Annotated in this window: 2 protein-coding genes and 1 pseudogene; all 3 read right to left on the reverse strand. The window is 40.7% G+C overall.

The genetic code is table 11. The features are described from left to right. A partial coding sequence (locus ACR2F7_RS05450) for a PKD-like family lipoprotein (RefSeq protein ID WP_432712576.1) occupies positions 1–1,545 on the reverse strand: 1,545 nt, incomplete at its 3' end. A gap of 31 nt (positions 1,546–1,576) precedes the next feature. Then, positions 1,577–2,266: a DUF4843 domain-containing protein gene (locus tag ACR2F7_RS05455; RefSeq protein WP_432712577.1), complete on the reverse strand. Its 690-nt coding sequence runs from the start codon at positions 2,264–2,266 to the stop codon at positions 1,577–1,579. A 12-nt stretch (positions 2,267–2,278) separates the two neighbouring features. Beyond that, positions 2,279–2,469, reverse strand: a pseudogene (locus tag ACR2F7_RS05460) (RagB/SusD family nutrient uptake outer membrane protein); the annotation flags it as partial.

Here is a 2,469-nt window from a genome sequence, read left to right on the forward strand (position 1 = left end):
GACCAGGTCAACAATTTGAGAAAAGCCTCTTAAGGTATGGGTGGGTTGACCAATAGTGCCCAAATTTGGTATAGAGAAGAAATATAATCTCCCTTCCGTACCATCCCAGGTAGCCACAGCAAGTCTTGCTTTTTTTACAGCTTCTTTATCATCGGGCGTGTATTTGGCATACTTAATGGCGGTAATACGTTCTGTTGCTGCAAAAACAAAATTCTCGACTACGTTATTTGAACTTGTTTCATAACGTGATAGGATATTGGCATTTCCATAATAAAGGTGTGGAGTAGTGGTGCTTCCTGCGGCAGCAGAAAAGCTGAGCATGCCCGGTGCATTCATCTGCGTTTTACCAAGGGTAATATTTGGCGCGGCCGTGGTGTTTACTGTTTTATAACGCAATAAATAAAGTTGATTGCTGTTGTCTTTCATCACAGCATTATATTCATTTGCCACATCTGCAGAATCCTGGAAGAGCATCGTCATGCCCACATTGTTCATTTCAAAAACAGTGCTTACACCTGTGGTGCCCCCCGATGGAAAGCCTTCTAAGGTACCCGCAACCGGACTAGGGTTATACGCCCTCACCTGATAAAATCTTTTATCAAGGTTATCATAAACTATCGCCGCAAAAGAAGGGCCGCCAACGGCAAAAGGCGCAAGGTTATAATTTCTGTTGCCCTGTGGGTTGAGCGCAATGTCACCCCATTTTTTAACACCCGGAAAACCGCCTACTAAGTTAGAATGAAGCTTGCCATCGTTGATGACCACACCCAGCGACGGAGATCTTAAGCCATTATACGACGACTGGCTTGTCCAGTTCATATACTGTGGCTTTTCAACAGCCGGGGCACTGAAAAACTCAAAAGCATAGTTAAACTTTTTAACCATAGTCAGGTAGTTGTATTCCTGGCTTCCCTGGTCGGCCAAAATGTATAAACGGTTACCAGCAGCTGAAATATCATCACTAACCACAAAAGGAGTAATTTCCAATTTCTTCGGGCCAATAATTGGCGAGGTATTCCTGTCGTTATACATGCCATGCTCTACCGAAAAATTAGGGAAAACAAAGGATAAATCTCCTTTGCCAGCTTTATCTTCCAAAACAAGCCATCCAACACCATAACCATTACCCACCAATACTTTATAATTAAGGTAAGTTGATACCTGGCTGTTTTTATCTTTCACTTCCAGGCGTACAATATAATTTTCACCTAATATAAAGGGTTCTCCTTTTACAATATAGTTCAGTTCTGCATCTTTTGAGATCTCCACTCGCGGGGCAGCTAAACTTACAGCCCCATTATTGTTATAGACCAACCATTTAAACTCTAGCTGATCGAGATTACTTTGTTGACTTTGAGTAAGGTTGGGCTTTAATTTCAAGGTATCGCCCTGAAAAACAGTAATCACCGCCTCTGTTTTGGTATCGGTAATCAACACCTCGTTAATAGGGTTGATCCCTTCGGTGCTCTCGTCTTTGTAGCAGCTGGCAAGAAACAGCACTGCAAGCAGCAACACACCTTTATATCTTCTGTATGAAATATTCATTTTTTGATCTAATTAATTATGAATGGATTGATTAAGGGAAGGTCACTTCCATACCGAACTCATCTATTAAGGCTCCTTTTTCCTGGTTATATTCCAGCAAAGCATTTTTGGCTCTTTGCGATAAGTACCTTGAATCCTGTGGAAAAGGGGAAGATTCCCAATCTGTTTTTTGCGTTACATCGAGCAAGAACCTAAATTTCACTTCAGAATAAGCACCGAAATAAGGAACCCAGGTAGACTCCCAGCGCGTAGGTTTTTTCAAGATATCAGTAATGGTAATTTTATGTGTCAGCTGATCAAAATAGCCAGGCTTAAAAAATTCATTTTCCTTGATCTCGAAAACGACGGCAACGGTACTATCCTTTAAACCTGCTTTGCGATAAAGGTAAACGGGTACATCAGTTTCAAATTCATTGGCTTTAATCACGGTTTGCCCCAAGCTATAATGGTAGCCTTCCTTAGCAGTTGCACCAGCCAGGGTTGCAAGTTTAATGGTTCTGTCTATGGGTGATGGTTTACCTATAATTCTGTATTTGATAAAAACTGTATCTTCAACTACACTTTCTGCTGTTGTAGCAAAGGTGTATACGGTACTATCTGTGGAGAGGTTTACATAAACTGCGGTTTCCTGTTCAAACAACAGCAGTTCATTTTGTTTGCAGGAGGATATCCCCAGGGCAATCAAAACTACTAAATAGGTATGTTTTAAGTTTAATTTCATGATTGATAATTTTTAATTTGCCGATGAACCAAATTCTAATTCCGCATTAGGGATAGGGAAAACATACTTTTCAGCAGTCATAGGGTTGCCTACACCGTCTGGAATAGTGACTAAATTTTTCCGCTTGTAATAATACCACAGCTGTCCTTCTGCATAAAATTCTTTCCTGTATTCAAATTGCAATTCCAGGTCAAAAGCATCCT

Source organism: Pedobacter sp. (assembly GCF_045628745.1).
Lineage (GTDB): Bacteria > Bacteroidota > Bacteroidia > Sphingobacteriales > Sphingobacteriaceae > Pedobacter.

What these genes read in the sequence shown, in the direction of transcription:
- ACR2F7_RS05455 (WP_432712577.1), bottom strand. Translation starts at nt 2,266, where the DNA reads ATGAAATTAAACTTAAAACATACCTATTTAGTAGTTTTGATTGCCCTG.